The organism is Microcoleus sp. PH2017_24_DOB_U_A (assembly GCF_020738205.1).
In the GTDB taxonomy this organism is placed as follows: domain Bacteria; phylum Cyanobacteriota; class Cyanobacteriia; order Cyanobacteriales; family Microcoleaceae; genus Microcoleus.
Genome location: NZ_JAEQCT010000087.1, coordinates 1 through 24,692 on the forward strand (window position 1 = coordinate 1; position 24,692 = coordinate 24,692).

The 24,692-nt window shown below is 44.7% G+C and carries 25 protein-coding genes; 9 read left to right on the forward strand and 16 right to left on the reverse strand.

Annotation, left to right across the window (positions count from 1 at the left end; all coding sequences use genetic code 11):
* From JGK07_RS23335 to JGK07_RS23360, 6 genes are all read left to right on the forward strand, one after another.
* The coding region (locus JGK07_RS23335) for a hypothetical protein (RefSeq protein WP_293180113.1) at positions 1-188 on the forward strand (188 nt) is incomplete at its 5' end.
* Positions 189-316: 128 nt separating this feature from the next.
* Positions 317-838: an NYN domain-containing protein gene (locus JGK07_RS23340; RefSeq protein WP_006633075.1), complete on the forward strand. Its 522-nt coding sequence runs from the start codon at positions 317-319 to the stop codon at positions 836-838.
* Positions 839-1,052: 214 nt separating this feature from the next.
* Entirely contained in the window at positions 1,053-2,693 is a 1,641-nt protein-coding gene (locus JGK07_RS23345) for a 2-isopropylmalate synthase (RefSeq protein ID WP_293180116.1), read from the forward strand.
* 138 nt (positions 2,694-2,831) lie between these two features.
* Positions 2,832-3,632 carry a class I SAM-dependent methyltransferase gene (locus tag JGK07_RS23350; protein ID WP_293180119.1) on the forward strand — a complete coding sequence of 267 codons (801 nt, stop codon included), beginning with the start codon at positions 2,832-2,834 and terminating at the stop codon, positions 3,630-3,632.
* A gap of 345 nt (positions 3,633-3,977) precedes the next feature.
* Positions 3,978-4,295: an antitoxin family protein gene (locus tag JGK07_RS23355; protein ID WP_293203443.1), complete on the forward strand. Its 318-nt coding sequence runs from the start codon at positions 3,978-3,980 to the stop codon at positions 4,293-4,295.
* Positions 4,289-4,756: a type II toxin-antitoxin system VapC family toxin gene (locus JGK07_RS23360; RefSeq protein WP_293203445.1), complete on the forward strand. Its 468-nt coding sequence runs from the start codon at positions 4,289-4,291 to the stop codon at positions 4,754-4,756. The genes JGK07_RS23355 and JGK07_RS23360 overlap by 7 nt, the downstream gene beginning before the upstream one ends.
* A 104-nt stretch (positions 4,757-4,860) precedes the next feature.
* On the opposite strand, the gene hisC is transcribed toward JGK07_RS23360, so the two are convergent.
* The 4 genes from hisC to JGK07_RS23380 all read right to left on the reverse strand — a co-directional run bounded on the left by hisC (position 4,861) and on the right by JGK07_RS23380 (position 9,157).
* A complete protein-coding gene (gene hisC / locus JGK07_RS23365; protein ID WP_293242904.1) occupies positions 4,861-5,907 on the reverse strand; it encodes a histidinol-phosphate transaminase in 1,047 nt (348 codons plus the stop codon).
* A gap of 94 nt (positions 5,908-6,001) precedes the next feature.
* A complete protein-coding gene (locus JGK07_RS23370; protein ID WP_293242906.1) occupies positions 6,002-6,715 on the reverse strand; it encodes a glycerophosphodiester phosphodiesterase family protein in 714 nt (237 codons plus the stop codon).
* Entirely contained in the window at positions 6,712-7,566 is an 855-nt protein-coding gene (locus tag JGK07_RS23375; RefSeq protein WP_293242909.1) for an alpha/beta hydrolase, read from the reverse strand. Before JGK07_RS23375 ends, JGK07_RS23370 begins: the two co-directional genes overlap by 4 nt.
* Positions 7,567-7,867: 301 nt before the next feature.
* The gene (locus JGK07_RS23380) at positions 7,868-9,157 is read right to left on the reverse strand and encodes an esterase-like activity of phytase family protein (RefSeq protein WP_293242912.1); all 1,290 of its coding nucleotides are present in this window, start codon (positions 9,155-9,157) and stop codon (positions 7,868-7,870) included.
* Positions 9,158-9,190: 33 nt separating this feature from the next.
* Between JGK07_RS23380 and JGK07_RS23385 the strand changes: the two genes are divergently transcribed.
* Complete coding sequence (locus tag JGK07_RS23385; protein WP_293198117.1) at positions 9,191-10,510, forward strand: lipopolysaccharide assembly protein LapB; 1,320 nt, start codon at positions 9,191-9,193, stop codon at positions 10,508-10,510.
* A gap of 159 nt (positions 10,511-10,669) precedes the next feature.
* Here JGK07_RS23385 and JGK07_RS23390 read toward each other — a convergent pair whose 3' ends face one another.
* The 4 genes from JGK07_RS23390 to JGK07_RS23405 form a co-directional block, all read right to left on the reverse strand.
* On the reverse strand, positions 10,670-11,191 hold the full coding sequence (locus JGK07_RS23390) for a GNAT family N-acetyltransferase (RefSeq protein ID WP_293192853.1): 522 nt from the start codon (positions 11,189-11,191) through the stop codon (positions 10,670-10,672).
* Positions 11,192-11,413: 222 nt separating this feature from the next.
* Positions 11,414-13,516 (reverse strand): VWA domain-containing protein, encoded by a 2,103-nt coding sequence (locus JGK07_RS23395; protein ID WP_293180146.1) that lies wholly within the window; start codon positions 13,514-13,516, stop codon positions 11,414-11,416.
* Between the two features lie 6 nt (positions 13,517-13,522).
* Positions 13,523-13,708: a GNAT family protein gene (locus JGK07_RS23400; RefSeq protein ID WP_363319739.1), complete on the reverse strand. Its 186-nt coding sequence runs from the start codon at positions 13,706-13,708 to the stop codon at positions 13,523-13,525.
* Between the two features lie 31 nt (positions 13,709-13,739).
* Positions 13,740-14,273 carry a GNAT family N-acetyltransferase gene (locus tag JGK07_RS23405; RefSeq protein ID WP_293180149.1) on the reverse strand — a complete coding sequence of 178 codons (534 nt, stop codon included), beginning with the start codon at positions 14,271-14,273 and terminating at the stop codon, positions 13,740-13,742.
* 202 nt (positions 14,274-14,475) lie between these two features.
* On the opposite strand from JGK07_RS23405, the gene JGK07_RS23410 reads away from it, so the two are divergent.
* Positions 14,476-16,521 carry an ABC transporter ATP-binding protein gene (locus JGK07_RS23410; RefSeq protein ID WP_293180152.1) on the forward strand — a complete coding sequence of 682 codons (2,046 nt, stop codon included), beginning with the start codon at positions 14,476-14,478 and terminating at the stop codon, positions 16,519-16,521.
* A gap of 176 nt (positions 16,522-16,697) precedes the next feature.
* Here JGK07_RS23410 and JGK07_RS23415 read toward each other — a convergent pair whose 3' ends face one another.
* The 8 genes from JGK07_RS23415 to JGK07_RS23450 form a co-directional block, all read right to left on the reverse strand.
* Positions 16,698-16,916 carry a hypothetical protein gene (locus JGK07_RS23415; protein ID WP_293180155.1) on the reverse strand — a complete coding sequence of 73 codons (219 nt, stop codon included), beginning with the start codon at positions 16,914-16,916 and terminating at the stop codon, positions 16,698-16,700.
* Positions 16,917-16,943: 27 nt separating this feature from the next.
* The gene (locus JGK07_RS23420) at positions 16,944-18,161 is read right to left on the reverse strand and encodes a DNA double-strand break repair nuclease NurA (RefSeq protein WP_293180158.1); all 1,218 of its coding nucleotides are present in this window, start codon (positions 18,159-18,161) and stop codon (positions 16,944-16,946) included.
* Between the two features lie 393 nt (positions 18,162-18,554).
* Positions 18,555-19,349, reverse strand: coding sequence for an HAD family hydrolase (locus JGK07_RS23425; RefSeq protein ID WP_293198125.1), 795 nt, complete (start codon positions 19,347-19,349; stop codon positions 18,555-18,557).
* A gap of 47 nt (positions 19,350-19,396) precedes the next feature.
* A complete protein-coding gene (locus JGK07_RS23430) occupies positions 19,397-20,137 on the reverse strand; it encodes a DUF928 domain-containing protein (RefSeq protein ID WP_293225680.1) in 741 nt (246 codons plus the stop codon).
* 275 nt (positions 20,138-20,412) lie between these two features.
* Entirely contained in the window at positions 20,413-21,147 is a 735-nt protein-coding gene (locus JGK07_RS23435) for a DUF928 domain-containing protein (protein WP_293147644.1), read from the reverse strand.
* Positions 21,148-21,290: 143 nt separating this feature from the next.
* A complete protein-coding gene (locus JGK07_RS23440) occupies positions 21,291-22,028 on the reverse strand; it encodes a DUF928 domain-containing protein (RefSeq protein WP_293180167.1) in 738 nt (245 codons plus the stop codon).
* Positions 22,029-22,286: 258 nt separating this feature from the next.
* Entirely contained in the window at positions 22,287-22,430 is a 144-nt protein-coding gene (locus JGK07_RS23445; protein WP_293147648.1) for a DUF928 domain-containing protein, read from the reverse strand.
* Positions 22,411-22,578 (reverse strand): DUF928 domain-containing protein, encoded by a 168-nt coding sequence (locus JGK07_RS23450; RefSeq protein WP_293147650.1) that lies wholly within the window; start codon positions 22,576-22,578, stop codon positions 22,411-22,413. The genes JGK07_RS23445 and JGK07_RS23450 overlap by 20 nt, the downstream gene beginning before the upstream one ends.
* Positions 22,579-22,889: 311 nt before the next feature.
* On the opposite strand from JGK07_RS23450, the gene JGK07_RS23455 reads away from it, so the two are divergent.
* Entirely contained in the window at positions 22,890-24,662 is a 1,773-nt protein-coding gene (locus JGK07_RS23455; RefSeq protein WP_293192843.1) for a CHASE2 domain-containing protein, read from the forward strand.
* The last annotated feature ends 30 nt before the right edge of the window (positions 24,663-24,692 follow it).

Here is a 24,692-nt window from a genome sequence, read left to right on the forward strand (position 1 = left end):
GCCACAAGCTTGAGGGTCTAGAGGGATATTTGAATGTCCCACTGTCGCCCTTTTGGGTGGGCCCGAATCCCCGTCGCTTTAGCCCTGGGGAGGTTCAAACCACAGCCTCTACCGAGTTACTGAGAGTCGGGTTTTTGAAGGTTGGTCGATCGAATCCAAGCACCCCTAAAAGAGCCCTCTGGCGGTAGAGGCAAAAATATGAAATACTGGGGGGATGGAGTTTTCTGAAGTTTAATCTATTGCCTCAGTTAGCTCCATATTGCTAAAATGTGATATTTAGATTAACTTCTTTCTACAATTATTAGGTCTAAGTTCTATGACAAACTTAATGAACCGCCTTTCTATTTTTGTGGACGGGAACAATATGTTCTACGCTCAACAAAAGAACGGCTGGTTTTTTGATCCACGCAGGGTGCTCGAATATTTCAAAACTTCGCAGCCAAATGTCATCTTGATCAATGCTTTCTGGTATACGGGTTTGAAAGACCCCCAAGATCAAAGGGGATTTCGAGATGCTTTGATCAGTCTGGGTTACACGGTTCGCACTAAGATTCTTAAGGAATATTACGATGATGCTTCGGGCCGATATTCTCAAAAGGCTAATTTAGACATAGAAATTGTGGTTGATATGTTTAATACGGTGGATCAGTACGACCAAGTTGTGCTATTTAGCGGGGATGGAGATTTTGAGAGGGCGATCGAGCTACTGCGATCGAAAAATACTCACATTACTGTGGTATCTACCGAAGGAATGATTGCTAGAGAATTGCGAAATGCTACTGATAGGTATATAGACCTAAATGAAATTCGGGAACATATTGAGAAAATGGATTATTAGTCAGTTGACAGTTGACAGTTGACAGTTGACAGTTGACACCCGAACCAGTCCGATTTCATTAATCATTAGTTATTGGTCATCAGTCATTAGTCAGGCGTTATGGGTTATTGATTATTAATTATTCGTTATGGGCGCGAAACACCAGACTGGTGACTGGCACTAATTGCCCAGAATAGGGGACAAGTAAAAATCAGGACAACACTTTTTTAGAGCTATGAAAACTCAACCAAGTCAAGACCGGATTATTATTTTTGATACGACTTTGCGGGACGGAGAACAATCTCCGGGGGCATCTTTGAATGGGGACGAAAAGCTAACTATTGCCCGTCAGTTAGCGCGATTGGGCGTGGATGTGATTGAAGCAGGTTTCCCTTTCACTAGCACGGGAGATTTTGAGGCTGTCCAAAAAATAGCTCGGACTGTTGGGACGGAAGATGGGCCGACAATTTGCGGTTTGGCAAGGGCGCGCAAGCCGGATATTAAAACAGCAGCCGAGGCGATTAAACCAGCGGTAAATTCGCGAATTCATACGTTTCTGGCTACGTCTGATATTCACTTGGAATATAAGCTGAAAAAGACGCGGGCTGAGGTTCTGGAAATTGTGCCGGAAATGGTGGATTATGCTAAGTCTTTTGTGGATGATGTGGAGTTTTCGCCGGAGGATGCTTGTCGTTCCGATCGCGAATTTTTGTATCAGGTTCTAGAAAGGGCGATCGAGGCCGGGGCGACTACTGTGAATATTCCCGATACTGTGGGCTACACAACTCCCAGCGAGTATGGGGATTTGATTCGGGGAATTAAGGAAAATGTGCCGAATATCGATCGGGCAATCATCTCGGTTCACGGTCACAATGACTTAGGATTGGCGGTTGCTAACTTTTTGGAAGCTGTAAAAAATGGCGCCAGACAGTTGGAATGCACGATTAACGGGATTGGGGAACGGGCGGGAAATGCGGCTTTGGAAGAGTTGGTAATGGCGCTTTACGTGCGGCGCCAATATTTTAATCCGTTCTTGGGAAGACCTGCGGATTCTGACGAACCCCTGACAAATATTGACTCGCGCCAAATTTACAAAACTTCCCGCTTGGTTTCCAATTTGACTGGGATGTTGGTGCAGCCAAATAAGGCGATTGTGGGAGCAAATGCTTTCGCCCACGAGTCGGGAATTCACCAAGACGGGGTGCTGAAAAATAAGCTGACATACGAGATTATGGACGCTGAGTCGATCGGCTTAACGGAAAATCAAATTATCTTGGGCAAATTATCCGGCCGCCACGCATTTCAAACTCGCTTGAAAGAGTTGGGTTTTGAAATGGCAGATGATGAGCTAAATAAGGCTTTTGTCAAGTTTAAAGATTTAGCCGACAAGAAAAAAGAGATTACCGATTGGGATTTGGAGGCGATCGCCAATAACGAAGTCCACCAAGCTCCCGAACTTTTCCGGTTAGAATTGGTACAGGTTTCCTGCGGGGACAAATCGCGGCCGACAGCCACGGTTACTGTGCGGAATCCGGCGGGCGAAGAATTGACCGATGCTGCGATCGGCACCGGCCCTGTAGATGCGATTTACAGGGCGATTAACCGCGTGGTAAACGTACCAAACGAGTTGATCGAGTTTTCTGTACAATCGGTAACAGCGGGCATAGATGCGATCGGCGAAGTAACAATTCGCTTGCGCCACGAAGGGAAAGTATTTTCTGGACACTCAGCCAATACTGACATCATCGTCGCCTCCGCCGAAGCATACATCAGCGCCTTAAATCGGCTGTACGTGTCATTGCAGCCTAATCCTGAAAAATCCTCCGAACAGCCAACTGCGATCGCGAATCAAGTTGTCGCCGAAGCACAGCGCTGATAAATTGATTCTCAGCCATCCTTGCTAAAATACACCGCAGGCGAACGCCCATCGAAGCAGATAAATCTCAATAAATCTGCGTTAATCCGCGTTCATCTGCGGTTTCATTTTTTTTTACCAACAACAAACATTAAAAAAATGCAAGACGAAACTTTAAAAAAAGAGCGACAATTCCACGATGCTTGGGCATCCACAATCGATGTTGACGGCATCCGTGTCAACGATTACTTTGAAGCTTGCACCGCCCCAGAAAATAGATTCATCGTCCAGCACATGGGCGATGTCACGGGTAAACGCCTCTTGGATTTAGGCTGTGGCGCCGGAGAAAATAGCATTTATTTTGCGAAGAAAGGTGCACATTGTGTGGCGGCTGATTATTCTGAGGGCATGGTGGAAGTGGCCATGAAATTGGCAGAGATAAATGGCGTAACAATCGAAGGTTGTACGGTGAATGCCATGGCGCTGGATTTCCCAGACAACAGTTTTGATATTGTTTACGCTTCCAATTTGTTGCACCATTTGCCGGAACCAGAAAAAGCGATTCGCGAAATGTACCGCGTCCTGAAACCGGGCGGCAAAGCTTGTTTTTGGGACCCGATGAAGCACAATCCGGTGATTAATGTTTACCGCAGAATGGCGACCGAGGTGCGGACTGAGGATGAAACTCCTTTGGACATTAATATTGTCAAACTTGTCAAGTCTTTGTTTTCGGAGACGGCTTACGATACGTTTTGGTTGACATCGTTGTGGATCTTTTTGCGCTTTTATTTAATCGAAAAAGTGCATCCGAATGATGAGCGTTATTGGAAGAAGATTATTATCGAACAAGAGAGATTGAAGCCGGAATATTCTCGTTTGGAAGGGTTGGATGGGTTTTTGAAGAAGTTGCCTTTGATGAAGCGGTTGGCTTGGAATTTGGCTGTGGTGGCCACGAAGTAATACCAATTTAATGTGAAGTTGCATATATCTCGATCCCCCTAAATCCCCCTTAAGAAGGGGGACTTTGAGCGCTTCCTGTCCCACCCTACAACCAGGGGGGCTAGGGGGGATCGGAATTCTATGCAGCCTCATAAAAAACTGGTATAAGATGATTTTAGTGGTAGGGTGCGTCAGTTTTGAGATGATAAATCACCACCGAAAGTATGATTCTGACGCACCATTGGCGATCGGGTGCGTCAGTTTTGAGATTGTTTATTTGTAGCAAAAATAATCGTAGCTGACGCACCCTACTTCAAGCTATAAAAGAAGTACAATAAGTCTAAGCATTTAATTTAGAGGCTAATTATGCCAGAAACTATTACTGCTGTCTACGAAAACGGAGTTTTTCGACCCTTGAGTTCCGTGTCTTTCCAAGATGGGGCAACTGTACAAATTAACATTGTAGCTGATGTTTCGCTGGAAGAATTGAAGGACGATCGCGAAAAGGCGATTAAGTTGATGGATGTACGAGGATTGGTGCGTTTTCCCAAAAAACAGAATAAGCTCGATCGAGGCGAATTAATCAAACGCGAGCAGCAGTGGCGCGAATTGATGAAAAAAATGGAACCGCTACCAGGTAAGCCTCTGTCAGAAATCATTATCGAGGATCGTGGCCCGTGGTAAATGCTTATTTTCTCGATACTAGCGCTTTAGTCAAACGATATGTGCCTGAAATAGGCAGTGACTGGATTTTATCGATTACTGATCCTGCTACCAACAGCGATTTAGTTATTAGCCAGATTACTTGGGTGGAGGTACACAGCGCCTTTGCACGCCGTCTGCGGGATGGAAGTTTGTCTGCGGAGCGCTTTGATTTAATTGTGCAAAAAGTTAGGGAGGATTTTGAAAATGAATACCGAGTCATAGATATAAATCCAACTTTGATAGAAACAGCCACCGAATTGGTGATTCAGCATCCGCTGCGGGCTTATGATTCTGTGCAGTTAGCATCAGCTTTGCGGTTTCAATCTACTCTCATTTCGGTGTCGGAAACTCAACTGGTTTTTGTTTCGGCTGACAACAGACTGCTGAATATTGCTCAGTCTGCCGGATTGGCGATCGACAATCCTAATAATTATCCATAATCAAACGGTTGGTAGTGAGGAATGCGAGTCCTCCGATAGATGCGGACTGAAGTCCTCACTACGAACCTGATGCGGACTGAAGTCCTCACTACGAACCTGGTTATCTAGAGGATTTCTTTCAAGGTTTTAAGTAATATTTGATTCTGTTCTTCTGTACCTATACTAATTCGCAATTTATCGTCCAATCGCGGCTGATTGAAGTATCGAATCAATATTCCCCGTTCTTTGAGTGTTTGATAAATCCTTTCTGCATCGCCGTTGGGCGGCCTGACTAACAAAAAGTTGGTTTGCGATCGCCAAACTTCAAAGCCTAAGTCCTGGAAACTAACGGCTAGTTTTGCTCTGGAAGCCTTGATTTTGTCGGCGTTGGCTGTTTTGTGGTCTGAATCTGCGATCGCCCCCGCCGCCACCGCATAGGCTATAGCATCAACATTGTAGCTGTCTTTGATTTTATTTAATTCAGCCAACAGTGCCGGATTTGCGATCGCAAAACCTAATCTCAATCCTGCTAGGGAATAACCTTTGGAAAGCGTTCTCAAAATTATAACATTACTGTACTTTTTGGTCAATTCCAAAGCATTATTTTCGGCAAAATCTACATAAGCTTCATCAATGACCAGAATGCCGGATAATTCTTGAGCAAGTTTCTCCAAATCTGCCACAGATATCGCTGTTCCCGACGGACTGTTTGGCGAAGCTATAAATGTCACAGCACCTTTAGCTGCTATTAGCAAATTAACGGGTAATTTGTAGTCATCTGGATAGGGAACTTCGACAAATTTTGCATCTTGAATTTCTGCCAACGTGCGGTACAATACATAGGTAGGTGAGGGACAAACAACGGGTTTCCCAGCTTCGCCCACAGCACGAACTATCAAATTTAATAAATCATCGCTACCGTTACCTACCAAAATCCAATCTTCAGGAACCCCCAAAGCTTTACTAGCGGCGATGCGGAAACTTTTACCAGTTGGATCTGGATAGCGCCGCAGCATTTCTGGGTCTATTTCCTGAAGCATTTTTAAAGCTTTTGGAGAAGGCGGATAGGGATTTTCATTAGAATTTAGTTTAATAATTTTTGTGCCAAGCGGTGGCTGTTCTCCCGGTACGTAACCGGACATTTCGTGGATGCTTTGGCGAAAATAATTCATCTATTAATTGAGTTTTGTGGAACAGGCAATGAGTTTTGTGGAACGGGCATCTTGCCCGTTCTCGATCGTGGTGCAAGATGTCAAGTGATACAAATCATATCAAACAATTAGTGACAATCCGAGTTACACCCAAATCAATTAACTTTTGCATATTTGCGCGATCGTCCACTGTCCACGCTACAATGTCAACTCCTTGATTGCGGGTTTCTGGAATTAGTGCGGGATTTTCCAATAAAACACGATACAGGCTGGTAATCAAGTTATCGCGATGGGCGACAGCTTGAGACAATTGAGTTTTATATGCTTCTAGATTAGCAACGATGTGTCCGATCGCCAAATCGCCATTTAGCCGCCGCACTTGTCCGAGAAATTTGTCGCTAAACGAGGTAATAACGCATTTTTCTTGAATTCCTGCACGGTGCAAAGTATTGACAAACTCCGCAACTTCTGTATCCGACCATTCGCAGTGAGGCTTGACATCAAAATAGAGAAATTTGTCAACATTCTTGAGGATAGCTAAGGCTTCTTTGAAGGTGGGGATTTTTTCCCGTGAAAATTCATCGCTGAACCATTTACCAGCATTGAGTTTCTGCAAGTCTGACAGGTTTGTTTCCCTGACTTTACCAGAAACTCCGGTGATTCTATCCAGCGTGGCGTCGTGGAAAACGACGGGCACACCGTCAGCCGATAGCTGGATGTCAAACTCGATCGAATCGGCTTTGCGGGCGATCGCCCTGGAAAATGCTGCTAAAGTGTTCTCAGGGGCGATCGCCGAAAATCCCCGATGTGCAATAATTTCTAAATTCACAGTGTTGCGCCCTCTAAAAAATCTGCCACGGTTTGATTGAAACTATCCGGTTGAGTCAAAAAACACCAGTGATTCCCCGGTACTTTGACAATTGTCAGATTTTGCAAGTATGTTTTGTAGGGCTGCATTTGCCAATCCATGCGATTTACGCCTGTTTCCGGCTGTACAAACAAAGTAGGAATATCAATATTTTCCGTTAAACCGGCAACTTCCATCACTTCGGTAAATATCTGATTTCTGGCGGGAATCACAAATTTACTTCCCCAACTTCCATCTAATTTTTGTTCGATTTGGTTTTGGAAGATCATTTGTTGCACTTCACTCCAACCTGCGTATTCTCCCGATTGTTTGGCGGCTGCTTCGGCTTGGGCTAAAGTTGCAAACGGGCCCATACATTTGAGACAGTCTAATTTCCGGTAAACTATTGGTAGACTGAGTTTCATCACAGCGGGCAGTTTGCTGATGAAGATTGGGTCTACTAAAATCATACTCGAAATGCGATCGCCATTTTGCCGCGCCCAAATTAATGTTAGTTTTCCCGTCCAAGAATGTCCGACAATGTGGGCATTTTGCCAGTTGAGGTGTGCCATCAAAGCTTCCAAATCTGCGATCGCCCTTGCAAAAGTATAGCCGGTTTCCGGTTTGTCACTCTCTCCGTGGCCGCGCATATCTGGCGCTACAATATGATAGCGGTTCGACAAGTAATTGCCCAAGCTCGTCCAGACACACCCACTATCTGCTAAACCGTGCAACAGTAGCAAACGCGGAACTTTTTCTGTCCCTGTTTGTGAGTTCCATTCTAGATAAAAAAGTTCGATATCTGGTAATTTTAAACTGTGGCGTGCAGGCATATAGAATAAGTTGAAAAACCCATTTTTTGACTAATTTCATGAATACGCAAAAGGTTTGTAGTGAGGACTTTAGTCCGCATCCATAAACTAGGACTAAAATGCTCACCAAAAAACTTGCTAGCAAACCAATGACTCCGAGCCAATAGGTTGCTGATACCAAACATCATCAGGGAGCATCTCATTGTTGCAAAAAATATTTTTTATTGTAGTGCGAGCGTCCCCGCTCGCGAGTATTGCAGGACTCGCGAGCGGGGACGCTCGCACTATTAAATGCAAAACTGAGATGCTCCCCATCATCATCCTAAATTTTACCTTTTAAACTCAACAAAATAAACTGAGTTTTCTGAGCTTCCTCAAAATTATCATCGCTCACCAAAACCACACTTTGGCTACCATCTGGCAAACGCGGGCCGAGAGTCATTCCCTCTAAATTGTACAGCGGAATTCCGAGTTCATTCAAGTCTAATAGTAACTTTTTCCTCACAGGTTCAACCATTCCTAGTTGCCCCTTAAAACTTTCGATTCTAGAAGTATCTGTCGCCGCCCCAACAGCTACTTGATAAATTTTAGCACCGTATCCCGATATCCCAAAGGAACGCTCTAAACTCAAAAATTGACCTCCACCAATCGTTACCAATTCTGTTAATTCGTTCAAAACAGTCATCGGAACTTCGTCTAGCTGGTAAAGATTTTCCGAGACTAATTGCGGAGTTTTATCGACGATGATATAATGTAAAAGACGGAGTTTGCTTGCCTGTTCTGGGTCTAAATCTTGAATTAACGGCGCTGCTGTCGCTGCAAACAACCTAAACGGATCTAAACCGCCCGGACTAAAGGTTTCTGGGTCGATACTCAAGGATTCAAAACCTAAACTTTTCTGGACTCCTTGCTGTTGTTGTTCATCGTTGGTATCGGGGATGTAACGCTTGGGAATTGGCAAATTTCCTCGCAATTTCCCGGTAGTGAGGTCAAATTCTCCGACAAAAGGAGGGCTGGCTTCGCTGGCGACAAATACTGAATTCCGTGGAGACAGGGCGATACCTTCGGGATTGATGGAACCCCAAAGGAAGGTTTCACCGTCTGCTTTTTTGAGGGATGTAACGCCTTCAACAGAAACTTTTTCGAGGCTAATATTGGCTGGATCGCTGGATTTAAGATCGAGTCGGAGACTGTAAAATCTGGCTTCTCCGTTTTCGCTTTTGTCGTCGGAAAGGGCGTAAAAACGATAAGCCTTGGAAGTAACACCACTAATACCTTTGGCGTCGTAGGTGATGCCTGATAAACCGCCGACTGGCGATCCTTCAAAGTTGATTTTTGGCAATTGGTACTCGCCCAAAAAGCCTAGGGATATTTCAGGAAAAGAGCGATCTCTAGCAACGGCGGGAGGGGCCGCGCAAGCTGTGCATACAGTTAGGAAAATTAGAGCTAAACTGAATAGGCGCAAAATGCGTTGGCGAAGCCCGCCCCTACGGGGGCTACGCCAACGAAGAGGATCGCCCAAAGCCTGTAAATTCCAATAATTGCTCAGTGCGGTAAGTTTTATTTTGTTGCTATTGTTGAACAGTTGGCTTGTGTGCCATCTTTGTGACATAATTTATACCGTTTTGTAAGTATGCAAAACTTGATGTTTCGTGCAGGGCTGCCGAATGGTGGCAACCAAATTTTAAGAATGAGAAATTCTTTGCCAATTGGGTGCTTGCTTTTCTGGCTGTGTACTGGTTCAATTGCTAGCGCCCAAACTAATCCACCACCCCTCGATCAATTTTCTCCTAATCCTCTAGAACTTACCACACCCGATCCCCTAAAACCCGCTACTGAATCTTTGAGTAGCACTCAGCGGGAGGATCTGAGTGCAGCTTTGGAAAAGCTAAGCTTAGAAGCAGCGGCTAAACTGCAAGCTGGAGATGGGGCTGGTGCTTTTGATATTTGGTTTCGAGAATTGCGACTGCGCCGATATCTTGGCCCGGCGGCGGAAATTGCTGCTTTGAGTCGGGTGGGAAGTGTGGCTTGGAGTAGCAATAAAAACCTGGAACTTCAGCTTATTACTAAACGGCTGCAAGCAATTCACAAACAAGTTAAATCGCAAGTGCCGGTAAATACTGAGTTGCTTCCGGTTTTGGCTGCGGCTTTTGGGCAGGTGCGCGCTAAAGGCCCGATCGTAGAAGTTTACCAACAAATCCTCGAAAATGCGCGCCAAAATCAAGATATATTGGCTCAGGGTCAGACTTTAAAGGCGATCGCACTTGTTCACATCAATTGGCTGAGTTACGATAAAGCGGCTCCCGTGTATGAGGAATTGGCAACTTTAATTCAGGAAAACCGCGCTGTATTTGCTGCTAATGCTGCTGTACCAAATTCTGCTGTAACGGCGGGAAATGGCGCGCCACCACAGCCTGTAACTCCTCCGACTGAGGTGGATACTCTGAGACAGTTAGCCTACGTTTACCAACAGTCGAAACAGCCCCTAAAGGCGATCGCAGCCCGGGAAAAACTAGCATCTGTGTATGTCAACCTGCAAAACCCGGCTGCGATACCACCGCTCAAAATTGCGATCGGCACCGATTACCAAACTATAGGTCAAATCAACTTAGCAGCTCAATACTATCAGGAAGCCTACAATTTAGCCGTCCCCATTCAACAGTACGCCCAAGCTAGCGAAGCTTTGGATAAATTAGCACTGCTTTATCGATCGCAAAAACAGCTAGAACCGACTGTGCGAATCTATCAAATGCAGTTGTTGTTGGAAGAACGGGCTTACAATTGGTACGGATTGATGAGTGCTTACGACAATCTCGGTCAAGTTTATCAGGAAATGAAGGATTACAAGAAAGCATTGGAAGCTTATCAGAAGGGGTTGGAAGTGGCTAAAAGATTGGGACACAGAAAAGAGTATTTTGACAAGAAGATTATTAAGGTTAACAAGCAATTGCAACGGACTTCGTAGTTGTCCGCAGACAATAATGCTAATTTGTGATTGTGATGCGAGTAATTTAGGGAACATCTCAGTTTGGTATTTATAGTGCTGTCCCCGATCGCGTATTGTACAATACGCGAGCAGGACAGCACTCAAAGAAAAATGCTTTTTACAAAAATCAGATTCTTCCTACGAAGATACTGCGGACTTGTAAGTTTCTCGAAAAATAGAATAATACAATACATCAATTTCGTAATAACGAGCATTTTTTTCATATTTCATGCCAACTTTCTGTATCACCCGCTGGGAGGCGATATTTTCCGGGCGGGCGATCGCAACTATTCTCTCCAACTTTAATATGTTAAATCCATAGTTTAGACTAGCAAAAGATGCTTCTGTCGCCAATCCTTGATTCCAATAAACTTTATCAAACGCATAGCCAAGCTCAACTTCCGGTGTCTTGTCCAGAAAAGCCAGCCCGCAGCGACCAATCATTTTACAATCTATTTTATGTACTACAGCCCACATTCCGAAGTTGTGTTCTTCCCAACGTTTGAGCATAGCATGAATGGCGCTTTCTGTTGCTTCTCTAGTTCTAACTCCTGTCAAGTATTTCATTGTTTCCGCATCGCTGTAGATGCGGTACAGATCGTCTAAGTCGTCTGGCGTAAATTGTCTCAGATACAATCTGGCCGTTTCTATTTGTTGCATGATGGACAATCACTATTCTAGCAGGAAAATTGAAGGCATATCCTGGGAGTTCATCTCTATGAGTGCAAGGGCGAAGCATTTCGGCAAACAATTTGTTAGTCATAACCAGAGATTTATTGCCGAAATGCTTCGCCCCTACGAATATATTTGCATAAAGTGAGATGCACCCGAGGCTTGTAACAAATAGATGGGTAAAAGCAAGGTAACTCACACCCTACAAAACTACTTTACTCCTATCTTTGCTACTAGCGTTTTGCAGTTTTCAACTAAACGAATGAACTCTGCCCGATAGCCTTCCTTGTCTTCACCTTTCGCCTGACTTGCCAGTCTCAATACTTGATCGAAATTAGCTGCTCCCTTGTACTCAGAATCTCTCAAAACCATCCCGAAAGCAGCTACAGCAGCAGCAAATCTGAAGTTAGCAGAGGCATTTTCTAGTTTCACAGGTTTGTCGATTACTGACTGCGTAATTAACTGACTCACTGTCTCATTGGGGTTTTTGTAACGCAACTTTACCTGCATCAATTCATCAGTTTGAGAGGTAGAAGCAGTGGCTGGATTCGGTTGATATTTTAATGGATCGACCTCCGGCAATTTGACATCGCTGGCGACACCAACCGGAATAATTTCGTAAATTGCTGTTACCGAATGTCCCGCACCTAATTCACCTGCATCTTTTTTGTCATCGTTAAAGTCTTGATTTTGCAAAACTCTATTTTCGTAACCAACTAAACGGTAAGCTTGAACTTTAGCTGGATTGAACTCTACTTGAATTTTCACATCTTTGGCGATGGTAAATAGCGTGCCTCCCATTTGAGTGACTAGCACTTTTTTGGCTTCCAACAAACTGTCGATATAAGCATAATTGCCATTACCTTTATCGGCTAGCTGTTCCATTTTTGCATCTTGCAAATTGCCAGTACCAAATCCCAAGACGCTCAGAAAGACTCCTTGTTCTCGTTTTTCTTCAATCATCCGCACGAGTTCGCCATCGCTGGAAACGCCAACATTAAAATCGCCGTCCGTTGCCAGAATAACGCGGTTGTTTCCTTGTTTAATAAAGTTGTCTTTAGCAACTTTGTAGGCTAGTTGAATGCCTGCTCCGCCTGCGGTAGAACCACCTGCTTCTAGCTTGTCAATGCTATCTAATATCTTTTCTTTTTGGTTGCCCGGTGTTGGAGGCAAGACTAACCCGGCGGCTCCGGCATAGACTACAATAGTGACGCTATCTTTGGCTCGCAATTCGCTGACGAGATATTTCAAAGATGCTTTGACTAACGGCAATTTGTCGGGCGAATTCATGGAACCGGAAACATCGATCAGAAATACGAGATTGTTCGGCGGTAAATTTTTGGTGGAAATGCTTTTTCCTTGCAAGCCAATGTGGACTAATTTGTGTTGGGGATTCCAGGGAGCATTGGCGACTTCTGTATTAATTGAAAAAGGTTGATCGCCCTTTGGCTGCGGATAGTCGTAGGTAAAGTAATTAATTAGTTCTTCGAGGCGCACTGCATCTTTGGGCGGCATCACGCCGCTGTTGATAAAGCGTCGGACATTGCTGTAGGATGCTGTATCGACATCGATGCCAAATGTGGAAAGCGGGTTGTTGCTAGCCCGCTGATAGGAGTTGTCATAAATGCGGTTGTATCCTTCGCGATCGAATTGTTGGGTTTGGGCGGGCAAGGCTGTGGTTGTAGGTGATGGTAGTGGAGTTACTGGCTGATTAATGCCGCCAAAATTTCTAGTTCTTAATGTATCTTGTCCTATAAGATTCCCAGAAGTGCGACTGTCAAGGTTAAGTCTCACTCGCTGAGGGGCTGTTTGGGGAGAAGGCGCTGGTAAAGGTACAGAATTGGGTTCTGAAAGGGGGGGATTTCGATTTTGTTCCAATTCACCACTACGAGCTTCTAATGCGTCAACTCTACCCCGCAGCGTCGCTAATTCAGGGGCGAATTCAGTCTGTAAACGTTGGACTATGGCTAAATCTTCTGGGCCGACTTTTGGCGTACCTGCTGCGATCGCCCGATCGACGTTTACCAAACAACTATTTAAACTTACCGCAAACTCAGAGCGTTTTAAAGGTCGATCGCCTAAAGTAGTACCAACTGGGGCGACAATCGGGCAACTGTAGCGTTTTGCTAAGGATAGTAGTGCCTGAAAAGCCCAGCTACTCGGTGCAATGTCAGCCGATTGAGAGACATTTGTGGGAGTTGGTGCGTTGGTTTGGCGATCGACTTCCAGGGCGATCGCACTTTTAGGATTCATCCAGCAAAAAGTTAAAATTACTGGACTTAGCACCACTATTTGCAACAAAAGTTTACGCATAGATTTTTACTCCTGAGAATATTGCGATCGCGATATTGAATAACATACTACATCAGTTTCATAATAACGAGCGTTGTTTTCATATTTGAAACCAACTTTCTGCATCACCCGCTGGGAGGCGATATTTTGGGGGCGGGCGATCGCAACTATTCTCTCCAACTTTAATATTTCAAATTTTGTCTGGCTAAAAATATTTTAGTTGGGTTTCGTTTGAGGTAAAATATTAGAGTCTTGCGATCGCATAATATACTCGATCGCGACCGCAATCGTCAAAATTATGCTGGTATTTCATCCCCACTTTTTCCATTACCCGCCGCGAGGATCTGTTTTCGGTATCTGCAACTGCAACAACTTTGTCTAGTTTCAATACTTCAAATCCATACTTGAGCGTCGCCGCTGCAACTTCCGATGCTAAACCTTTCCCCCAATACGCTTTTGCTAACACGTAACCGACTTCTACTTCAGATGTTTTGCCTAAGAAGCGAAGCCCCCCGTCGCCGATCAATTGGTTATTTTGTTTATTGACAACAGCCCACAAACCGAAACCATGTTTTTCCCAATCTCCGATTATCTGAAATAAATCTGCTGCTGTTTCTTCTTTATTTCTGACGCCTTCGCTCAGATACTTCATCACTTCCGCATCGCTGTAGATGCGGTACAGCTCATCTAAATCGTCTGGAGTAAATTGTCTCAGATACAATCTAGGTGTTTCTATCTGTCGGGACAAAGAATTTACTGTAGCTGTAGAAGATTCCATGATTTAACTGACTGTATTTGCTACAATTATTGCTTGGATATATTCTACAGGTTTTCTGCTTAAAGACCGATCGAACTTCCAGCGCCCACCCGCGCTACAAGCTGCGGAGCAAAAAAGCTCACTATCCTGAGCAAAAGCCCCCTAATTTACCAGCAGGCTCGCTTCTGCAATCTAAAATCTAAAATCTAAAATCTAAAATCGAATGACCATTTCCTCACCAGTAGCAGACACCGAAAACCAACCCCGCCGCGATACAGACTGGCGGTTATTCCTGAGGTTGGCATCTTACGCAACCCGCAGCAAACGCTTGCTGATTATTTCGATCGCACTATTAGTACCGCTAGCAGTCTCAGGAGCAATTCAACCGATTCTGATCGGACAGGCAATTTCGGTAATTCGAGCAGAACCTACCTATCAATTTTTACAGGGATTGCCTTTATCTACTGCATTAAATGTTTTGGCAGTCTTGCTGATGCTAACTATAACATTTAGATTGGGACTGCAATCAGTTCAAGGATATTTAGTCACAAAAGTAGGGCAAATTATTACTACTGATATTAGAAATGATTTGTTTGTACACGTCACCTCGCTAGCGGTGCGATTTTTCGATCGCACTCCAGTAGGCAGATTGATGACGCGCCTCACCAGTGACGTGGAAGCTTTGGGAGAGGTTTTTTCCTCAGGGGCGATCGGGATTGTCAGCGATTTATTTTCAATATTAGTAATTGCCATTTTCATGTTTACCATGCAATGGCAACTAGCTTTAATGTTGGTATTAATGATGATCCCAATTGCCGCCATAATCATTTATTTCCAGAACCAATTTCGCATAGCAAATTACACCACCAGAGAAGAACTTTCCGATCTCAACGCCCAACTGCAAGAAAACCTGACGGGTATTGGCGTAGTGCAGCTATTCCGCCGGGAAAGATTCAACTCAGAATTGTTTAACGTTACCAATAAATGCTACATTAAAGCAGTTGATAAAACTATCTTTTACGACTCAGCCGTATCTGCAACATTAGAATGGATTGCTTTAGTGGCGATTGCAGCCGTTTTGTGGATGGGCGGTCAAAGCCTTCTGCAAGGTACAATTAACTTTGGTACTCTGTCTGCATTCATTTTATTTGCTCAGCGTCTCTTCGATCCGCTGCGGCAATTTGCCGAGAAATTTACGGCTATTCAAGCAGGATTTACCGCAGTCGAACGGATTAGCGATATTCTCAACGAACCGATCGAAATTAAAGATCCAATTAGCGGGGCGAAGGAAGAAGGAAAATGGAAGAAGGAAGAAGGAAGAGGGAAGAAGCAAGAAGGAAGAGGGAAGAGGGAAGCAGGAAGAAGGGAATATTATTCGCCGTTGCTGATGGCCGGTCATCCAGAGGCACTTGCTTATAATTTATCTTCAAATGAGCCAGAATTGGTAGAAAGTAATCAAACTCCTGTAACTTCTGAATATCGCCTATCAGCTAACAATCAAAAATCCCTAGTTGCTCATGCCCAATCAAAGCAAGCTGCATCCGGAGAAATCCAATTTGACAATGTGTGGTTTGCTTACAAAGAAAACGAATATGTTCTGCAAGACCTCAATTTTACCATCAAATCCGGCGAAAAAGTAGCATTAGTTGGCCCTACTGGTGCAGGCAAAAGTTCGATCATCCGTCTCTTGTGCCGCCTTTACGAGCCCACCCGAGGACGGATTCTGATCGATGGTATAGATATTCGCGATTTACCTCAAGCAGAATTGCGGAGACACGTAGGTGTTATTATTCAAGATGGCTTTCTATTTGCTGGCGATGTGAAGAGCAATATTAGCCTTGGCGAAAGTTACTCGATGGAGGAGATTCGAGCAGCAGCAGAAAAGACGAATGTTGCTCGTTTAATTGAAGAATTACCTCAAGGTTATGACACGCAATTGCGGGAAAGGGGAACGAATCTTTCGGGGGGACAAAAGCAGTTGTTAGCGTTTGCTCGCGCCGCCATTCGCAACCCCAGTATTTTAGTGCTCGACGAGGCGACTGCTAGTTTGGATGTGGGAACGGAAGCTTTGATTCAAGAGGCTCTGGAGCGTTTGATGGCGGACAGAACGGCTATAATCATTGCTCACAGGCTCTCGACTATCCGAAATGTCGATCGCATTTTGGTGCTCAAACGCGGGCAGTTAGTAGAGTCTGGCAGCCACGAAGAGTTGTTGCAACAAGAAGGTTTGTATGCTAGTTTGTACAAGCTGCAAATGCTGGGAAGTTAGACAGTTGACGGTTGACGGTTGACAGTTGACAGTTGACAGTTGACAGTTGACAGTTGACAGTTGACAGAAGGAAGTAAGGAGAAAGGAATATTTTTCCTAAAGTCGGCAGATTTGCGGTTTTAGATTTTAGATGAGAGAACAAATCTGAAATCTAAAATCTGAAATCTAAAATCGGATTACCTGCCAAAAATTATTTTCCCAAGGGTTTGTGGCAGGTGAGTGATGTGTTGAAAAAGTTGATTTGGCCCGATACCAAACAATAACTGCATCGCCAGCACAATTGCTGCTAGAGCAATCGCTGTACCAACGCTGGCTTTCAATACTTTAAAAGCCCAATTAAATACCAGCCAAGAAACAAGTAAGGAAGCAATTAAGATAATTAACTCTATTGGCATATAACATTTTTAACTCTTATTTTTAATTCAAGCAATACTACCGCGCTTCCGGGTTTCCTTATTAGAAATACCGACATTTTTTAAACCTGCTTTAATCATTTGCTGCTCTAACAAAGCAAAAAAGCTACTTCGATCGCCTCCGGTGACTACTGCTTGGTTGTGGGCTTCTGCTAGCGTCACGGGATAGCCGCCGCCTTTGTGTACTTGAGCTAGCATCATTCCTAAGGCTAAATCTAGCTCTGTCTTATCTTGTGCTACCCATTCCGGAACTTCTATTCTAGCAATTTCTGTGCCAACATGAACGTAACAAAAATAGATGGGATTGAGACCGTATAAATCTAAAATTCGAGCGTGGGATTTCCACAACGGGCTTCTTTGTCCGGGTAGCAGGATTGTGGCCCACAAGACGGAATCTCGTAGGGGTTCAAATTCTTGACAAGGTGCTTTTTCATCGAAAGCACTGGTGGCAGAAAATCCGACGTTGGGGCAGTTTGTCATGCAGTCTGGTACTTCGTGGGTGCAAGCTTGAAACCGCAAAAAAGATAAGCTTTCGGTGCTGCGAGAAGCGCTCAAGTATCCTAATAGGGGAATTTTTGCTACGCGCAATTTGTCCCAAGCTTCTAAAATTGGTTGCAAAATTCGATCGCGCGCTTCGCTAGGTAATTGTTCCAAAAACCAGTAAATCAGGGAACCATCTACCATTGCCAAAGTTGGCGCGGGTAGTTGATTGTCGTTAAATTTTGCCCAATTGCAGCCCATTTCCGCGAGGGCGATGGCTTCGGAAACGGCGCGCCGGTATCCCATCCACTCTTCGGTTCTAATTCCCCACTGGCGCGAAGCATACAAGTCTTCGGGTTTGTAGAAAACTTCGGGCACGCTGTCTAATACTGGGTGGCGGCTTTGCCCGTAGTGCAGCATGACTGTACCGACGTTGATCAGGTAGCAGTAGGCGATTTCGTGATGGCTGGGCGAAATTTGCGATCCGTCTGTGGCGAAGACTGTGTGGGCGGCGGGCGGTGCGGTGATGTAGGTGCGATCGGACAATGGCTCGATCGGCGTGGCTGCATTGAATAAAGTGCGATCGCTCCAACTCTCTTGCAATTCTACCAATTTTTCTTGTCCCACTGCCGCCTGTTCCAGCAAATTCTGAGCCACTTGCAAACGCTGGCGAGCCGCCAAAGCCTCCACATTCAAATGCTGGCTCATTCCCTGCATTGCTTTGGCTGCTTTAGTTAAATCTAGCATTGGTTTTAAGTCTCAGATTGGTGCGATCGTTCGGAATGCAAGTCCTCGGGAAAAGAAGGACTAAAGTCCTCACTACGAACCTGGAAAGAAGGACTAAAGTCCTCACTACGAACCTGGAAAATAAGGACTAAAGTCCTCACTACGAACCTATTTTATTACAGTCACCGACAAAAAAAAATCGATTTTTTTTGTCGGTATGCTTGATTTTTTGGGGAATTCCTGTTATATTTATATCATAATGGGAATATGTTTAAAAATATTATTTTTGCAACCATCCCATTATATAAAAATACCATACCAGCGCCGCAAAAGTCAACAAAAAAAGTGTAAAATTTGGGGATTTTTTTTGACTCTGCTAAGCGAAAAAAAATCTCCCTCCCAACAAGTCTAAGATCAACATTCGTCAGGCAGCCAATCGACAAAATCTCCGGCAAACTGCGACAGAGAAAGCAATTGAACAGGTGGATTTTGAGCCACAGATTCCCGTTCTGTCAAAGTATTGTAACCCCAGTCAGCCAAAAACAACCTCACCTGAGATAAATCCGGCTGCTGCTTCACCGAGACCAAAGTTTTTAACCGATCTTCCACAAACCAAATAGTCGTATCTTTGCCAGAAGCTGCCAAAAATTCCCGCAATATTTGGTGTTTCGGCTTGTTGTATTCCTTGCCAAAAATTAACTCCGACGGCATTTGTACGCCCGCTAGCTGCAAGAGTTCCCGCACAAAACGGCCTTCCTTGGTGGTGACGATCGCGACTTTGACCGAACTATCCTGTAACGAGTGCAGGCGATCGGCTACTCCTGGATAAAAGCGGTGCAAAGACAGCCACCCAGCTAAATCCTCAGCAATCCAATTATCGCGCAGTCCGTCTAACATTGCGCCGACAGACTGGGCTTTTAAATTATTTTCGGTCAATAACTGCGGGACAATGTTTGGCCAGTCTAGCAAAATTTGCTCTTCGGTAATTCCTGTCAGCAGTGCGCGAATCAGCAGGGGCATTTCCCAACCGGTTTCGATGGCTGGCCGCACTCGGTAAAAACTCAAAGCTAAATCTGCATCGGGGACTATTTCGACTGGTTGCCAGATTTGGCAGTAGGTACGCCAAGCGGTTTGGAAATATTCGATTAGTCCGTCACAAATTACACCGTCAAAATCAAGGGCGAGAATTGTTGGAGAGTTATTAGTCATCAAGCGAGTTTAGATTTTAGATTTTAGATTTGGCTAAATAGTCTCGATTAAAAAGACTGAACTAGCGGTTTATAGGCAATCGATTCTAGTTTTTGGGAGTTCAACAATTGCGTCCACTCTGCTTTCAGCATCGGATCGTCAGGAGCTTGTCGCCGCATTTGGGCTAGGGTAGAAATAGTATCGTACCAAATCCCATTTTTAGCATAGGCGATCGCCCTCGCCATAGGGTCGGGATTTGCCAAATCGTTCTTGAGAGTTTCCTGCGGTGCAATGCGCTGCACGAACCCTTTAACATAATAGTCCGAAGAGCGATCGTCAGGATCGCAAGCCACCAAAAACCACCACTGATATCGCTTCTTAACCTCAATAAATGTTTGGCGATCGGTTTTTTTAGGAATATTGACCTCAACTATCCCGGGCTTGTCAACTTTGAAAGTAGTTTTGTAAACCTCGGTTAGTTTTTCATCGTCAGTTTGCAAAATAAACTCGACTTGAGTCGAATTGAGAGAGACATAGGCAAAGAATGTCGGCGACTCTGTGAGGGTTAAGCCGATATTAGTTGGAGGCATTAAAGGAATAATAGATAAATCCACCGGACAGGGGGAGAGGAACGCAGGTGTTCCTCGTCGGTTGTCGGGGGTTATTAAATCTGGAGGTCTAAAATTAATATTCTGACTCAGCAGAATTGGTGCAGGGACAGCCTGCATCGGTGGCACTAAACTGGGGAGAGTAAGTGCGATCGCAAATACGGCGATCGCCAGTGCAACCCCATTTAGAAAACGTTTCATTTTTTAACGGCATAGCAGGAATGTTGGGCCTGGCATTTTTACCAGAAAGAATTGGTTTAAAGCCCGCCCGCCCGATCGGGAGAAATTAAAAGAAGACTATTCATTACTCCAATACTCGGACTTCGAGGTAGAGGTCGCTCTTAACTGTCAAGCGGTCAACTGTCAACTGAATGAATCATCCCTAGGAGTTTGAATCGCAGCGGGCGATCGGCTTAATTTGTCAATCTTCAGATTCTCATAAGAAGGACAAATTAAGCCTTGAGAAATCGGGACGCTTAAAGAGGCTGAACTAGGGGTTTATCGGCGACTGCTTCGAGTTTTTGGGACTTCAACAATTGCGTCCACTCAGTCTTCAGCCGCGCATCATCGGGTGCGACACTACGCATTTGGGCTAAAGTCGCCAGAGTCTCGTACCAAATGCCATTTTTAGCATAAGCGATCAGCTTCGCCCTCGGGTCGGGATTTGCCAAAGCGCTCTTGAGAGTTCCTTGCGGTTCAACTCGCTGCATCCATCCTTTAATAATATAATCTCCCGATCGTTCCTGAGGATCGCAAGCCAGTGCAAACGACCAGACATATCGCTTACCAACCTCAATATTTTTTGTCTTACCTTTGTCAGAAAGGCTAACTCCCACAATTCCAGCTTTGTCAACTTTTAAACTAGATTCGTAGACTACTTCGGATTCATCTTCGTTTAGCAAAACAAACTCTACTTGAGCCGCCGGTTGAGAAACATAGACAAAAAATGTTGGCGACTCTGTTAGGGTTAAGCCAATATTGCTTTCAGGTATTAAGGGAGTAATCGATAAACCATCCTGCAACTGACAGCCTCGATGCGCTCCCCCTTGGCGGTTCTCGGGGGCTGTGACCTCTGGGGGTGTGAAATTAACATTCTGACCCAGGGGAGTTGGTGCAGGGACAGCCTGCATCGGTGAAAACAAGCTGGGGAGAGTAATTGCGATCGCCAATACAGCGATCGCCAGTGCAGTAAAATGTAGAAAACGTTTCATTTTTTTCACCAGATAGAATAAAATCAGGGTTCGGATTTTTACTCCAGACTAGGAGTAAGAATCGCAGCGGGCGATCGGTTTAATTTGTCAATCTTCACAGCCTCAGAAGAAGGACAAAAGAAAGCCTTGAGAAATAGGGAGGCTTAAAAAGACTGACCTAGCGGTTGATCGGCAACTGATTCGAGTTTTTGGGACTGCAACAATTGCTTCCACTCGGCCCTCAGACTCGCATCATTGGGTGATCCTCGCCGCATTTGGGCTAGAGTACCAATTGTATCGTACCAAATATTATTTTCAGCATAAGCGATAGCCCTAGCCATAGGGTCAGGATTTGCCAAATTTTTCTTGAGAGTTTCCTCGGGTTCAATGCGCTTCACAAACCCTTTAACAAAATAATTTCCCGACGGATCGTCATTGCAAGCCACGGAAAACGACCACTGATACCGCTGGTTAACCTCCAGAGTTTTTTTGCCCTCCCCTTTGTTGGGAATACTGACTTCTATTATCCCCGGTTTGTCAACTTTGAAAGTCGTTTTATAAGCATCGATTCCTTTTCCATCGTCAGCTTGCAATGTAAACTCCACTTGAGTCGAAGGGTGAGAAACATAGGCCAAGAATGTTGGCGATTCGGCTAGGGTTAAACCATCATTGCTTTTAGGTATTAAAGGAACAATAGATAAATCCTGCGGACAAGCATTCCCTCGATGCGTCGCCGATTGCCTGTTGTCGGGGGCGTCTACATCGGGAGGTTTAAATTTAACATTCTGACTCAGCAGCATTGGTGCAGGCACTGCCTGCATCGGTGGCAGGAAACTGGGGACACTAAGTGCGATCGCACATACAGCGATCGCGAGTGCAGTAAAATGTAGAAAACGTTTCATTTTTTCACCAACCTTATAGATATATTATAGATCGCGTCTCTACTGTTAGTCTGGAGTTCTCAGCCCGGGCGCGATCCGGTCAAGTTTTGATTGTTCGCATCGCCATCAAAAGAAGGAAAAAAGTTCAATAAATAGCGATTTTTAAAGAGACTCAACCAGCGATTGACCTACCACTGATTCCAGTCCTTGGGACTGAAACAATTAGGTCTACTTGGCTCTGGGTCTCGCATATCTCGGTGTCTGTCGCCGCATTTGGGTTCAAGTAGCGAGAGTTTCGTACCAAATCTCATTTTTAGCATAAACTTCGAGCCACGTCATCGGGTCGGGATTTGCCAAATCGCTATTGAGAGTTGGCTGGGGTGCGATGCGCTGTACGAACCCTTTAACAACTGTATCTGCCATCTGCCGATCGAGCGTCTGGTTCGCAAATCATCGAAAACGATCGCACGTAACGCTTGCCAACTTCTAGTGATTTGTTGCTGTCCCCCGTAGCGAGAATGCTAATTTCAACAATCCCGGATTCATCAACTTTAAATGTTTTTTGGTACATAAATTTTTTCTCCCTGCTGGCGACCAATATTTTTGAGAAGCTAGTCTCACACCGCAGATACAGAATTTGAACCTTGACAAATCAATAACATTAATTAATTGGAGCTGCAACTGGATTCTGGGGACGGTAAATCCAGCGGTCGAGGTCGCGACTGTTATTCCATATACATTTCGCTGGTAGCGAAATGTAAAGTTTTGTTACAAATCGGTCGGAGTTTCCGGGTGTTCTAAGATGGAGGAAGTCTCGTGTAGGTGCCGACAAGCAACATAACTGCTGTTCGGTGAAACGAGTCAAAATTTTATATTGTGGCAATGACTAAAATATCTAACAAATTTCTATCTGACAAAATTCGTTCGGCAGCGGCTCAATTGAGTCAACTGTATAAACCATCACTAACAGTTGTTAGCTCTGTATTAATTGCCACCGCGGCAGTAACATTATCGTTGGTCGGGACTAGACACCTAGGAATACTGGAACCAGTAGAATTAAGCGCTTACGACCAAATGCTGAGATGGCGTCCCGACGAAAAGCCAGACCCGCGCTTGCTAATTGTGGGGATTACCGAAGCAGATATTCAGAAACTAAAGCAATGGCCGATATCCGATCGCAAAATAGCTGAAATATTACAAAAACTAGAAAAAATGCAGCCGACAGTCATCGGCTTAGACGTACTGCGAGATGTACCTTTAGGAGAGGGGCGTGAGGAATTAACTAAAGTTTTACAAAAAAGCGATCGAATTATCGGGGTATGTTTAGTCACCGACGGAGGCCCCGACACTCCCGGTTCTCCCCCTCCTCCGGGAATGTCAGCAAACCGGGTGGGATTTGCAGATTTTGGAATCGATCCGGGCGGCATACTCCGCAGGGCTTTATTATTTATGAAACCACCGATAATTAAGGGCGATAATTCGGTAGAAAAACATCTTTGCAATGACAATTCTCAAGTTTTAACTTCCTTCAACCTCCAGCTATCACTCCGCTACCTGCAAAAGTATAAAATTTTTCCCAGACTGGCAGCAGATCAATCTTTATGGCTGGGAAAAACCAAATTTAAAAAATTAAAAAGCAATGACGGAGGATATAGCAATGTCGATGCGAGGGGATATCAAATACTAATTAATTATCACTCCAGGAGCCAAGTCGCAAACAAAGTCACAATTACCGATGTTTTACAAGGGAAAGTCAGTCCGAATTTAGTTAAAGATAAAATAGTGCTGATCGGTTACACCACAGAAACCGTTAAAGATGTATTTTATACTCCTTACAGTGGGCAGCAGCAAAAAAACCAATTCATGCCGGGGATCGTGGTACACGCACAAGTAATTAGCCAAATTTTGAGTGCTGTTTTAGACAAGAGACCGATGTTTTGGTTTTGGCCGGAATGGGCAGAAATCCTGTGGATTGCAGGATGGTCAATTGTGGGAGGAACCATGGCATCGCGGATGGCTCACCCATGGAAGCTGGCGCTGACATTCGCAGCAATACTGTCGGGGTGTGGCGCGATCGGTTTTGGGATTTTTCTGTTGGGAGGGTGGGTGCCTGTAGCAGCGCCAGCCTTAGCATTAATTCTAACTGGTGGCAGCATTGTATCAGCAGACAGATTTAATAAATCGGCATACGGGAAAGCAATTACCGATCGCGTAAAACAAGTATTCAAAATCGAAATAGACCAAGCCCAAAAAGAACAACAAGTTGCAGACATTGTAGAATCAGATTTCTTTAAAGAATTGCAGCTCAAAAAAGATGAACTCAAAAGTAGCAAAAAAGATACCTCTGAAAAAACTCCGTCGGATCCCCAAGAAATAACGCTCGGTGCTGCGGCTCTTCCCCAGGCCCAAAGCGAGGCAGACGAATTCTTAGCTCAGTTGCAGCTAAAAGCCAAACAGCAGAAGCAGCGGGCCGCCGCGACTGCATCGGAAAGCGACTCAAAAACAGAAAGCGCGATCGATCCTGGCGCGAGTGCTAGTTCTGGCGAAACCCAACCTGATGAGGGGTTCAGCGATTTGCAAGCCAGGGCAAAGCAGATGCGGCAGCGCCGGAACGCAGACAAAAAGATCGAAGAGCAAGACTTAAGTGGCAAATAGTTTGCTAAACTTATCTAAAGTTGATTGCTG